Annotated in this window: 1 protein-coding gene; it reads left to right on the plus strand. The window is 42.2% G+C overall.

The window, feature by feature from the left end; all coding sequences use genetic code 11:
* Positions 1-303: 303 nt before the first annotated feature.
* Positions 304-1023 carry a hypothetical protein gene (locus tag KGB14_RS24385; protein WP_223489208.1) on the plus strand — a complete coding sequence of 240 codons (720 nt, stop codon included), beginning with the start codon at positions 304-306 and terminating at the stop codon, positions 1021-1023.
* The last annotated feature ends 323 nt before the right edge of the window (positions 1024-1346 follow it).

A 1346-nucleotide genomic window follows, 5' to 3' on the forward strand; every position in this document is an offset into this window, starting at 1 on the left:
GCCTGATCCACTGCCTGCTGTAATTTGTTTGCATCTAACATCTTTTGTTAACTCCTTTTTATAGATGCGGGAGGTAATTCCTCACCCCGGTGCCGATTTTCAGGCATCTTGATTTAACTTAGCACCCGCAACTTAACTTCAGGAAAACAAAGAGATAAATGTCTAATCCTGATGCAAATTGAGCCAATTTTTTAATCTTTACGGACTTTTACTCGCCTGGTTTATTAATTTCTTGACCTTCCCCTTGCTGGAAGGTTTAACCTTTATCACAGCCAGTCAAAACTGTCTTAAAGGAGTGTTTTAATGATGCGTAAAGGAGAAGAACTTTTCACTGGAGTTGTCCCAATTCTTGTTGAATTAGATGGTGATGTTAATGGGCACAAATTTTCTGTCAGTGGAGAGGGTGAAGGTGATGCAACATACGGAAAACTTACCCTTAAATTTATTTGCACTACTGGAAAACTACCTGTTCCATGGCCAACACTTGTCACTACTTTCGGTTATGGTGTTCAATGCTTTGCGAGATACCCAGATCATATGAAACAGCATGACTTTTTCAAGAGTGCCATGCCCGAAGGTTATGTACAGGAAAGAACTATATTTTTCAAAGATGACGGGAACTACAAGACACGTGCTGAAGTCAAGTTTGAAGGTGATACCCTTGTTAATAGAATCGAGTTAAAAGGTATTGATTTTAAAGAAGATGGAAACATTCTTGGACACAAATTGGAATACAACTATAACTCACACAATGTATACATCATGGCAGACAAACAAAAGAATGGAATCAAAGTTAACTTCAAAATTAGACACAACATTGAAGATGGAAGCGTTCAACTAGCAGACCATTATCAACAAAATACTCCAATTGGCGATGGCCCTGTCCTTTTACCAGACAACCATTACCTGTCCACACAATCTGCCCTTTCGAAAGATCCCAACGAAAAGAGAGATCACATGGTCCTTCTTGAGTTTGTAACAGCTGCTGGGATTACACATGGCATGGATGAACTATACAAATAATAAAGGTCCAGGCATCAAATAAAACGAAAGGCTCAGTCGAAAGACTGGGCCTTTCGTTTTATCTGTTGTTTGTCGGTGAACGCTCTCTACTAGAGTCACACTGGCTCACCTTCGGGTGGGCCTTTCTGCGTTTATAGCTTAGAGACCTACTAGTAGCGGCCGCTGCAGGCTTCCTCGCTCACTGACTCGCTGCGCTCGGTCGTTCGGCTGCGGCGAGCGGTATCAGCTCACTCAAAGGCGGTAATACGGTTATCCACAGAATCAGGGGATAACGCAGGAAAGAACATGTGAGCAAAAGGCCAGCAAAAGGCCAGGAACCGTAA

This window comes from Pseudomonas sp. A-RE-19, from assembly GCF_019956555.1.
In the GTDB taxonomy this organism is placed as follows: Bacteria; Pseudomonadota; Gammaproteobacteria; order Pseudomonadales; family Pseudomonadaceae; genus Aquipseudomonas.

Bases quoted from the DNA above. Each gene is read 5' to 3' on its own strand.
- KGB14_RS24385 (WP_223489208.1), top strand. From the start codon at position 304: ATGATGCGTAAAGGAGAAGAACTTTTCACTGGAGTTGTCCCAATTCTT.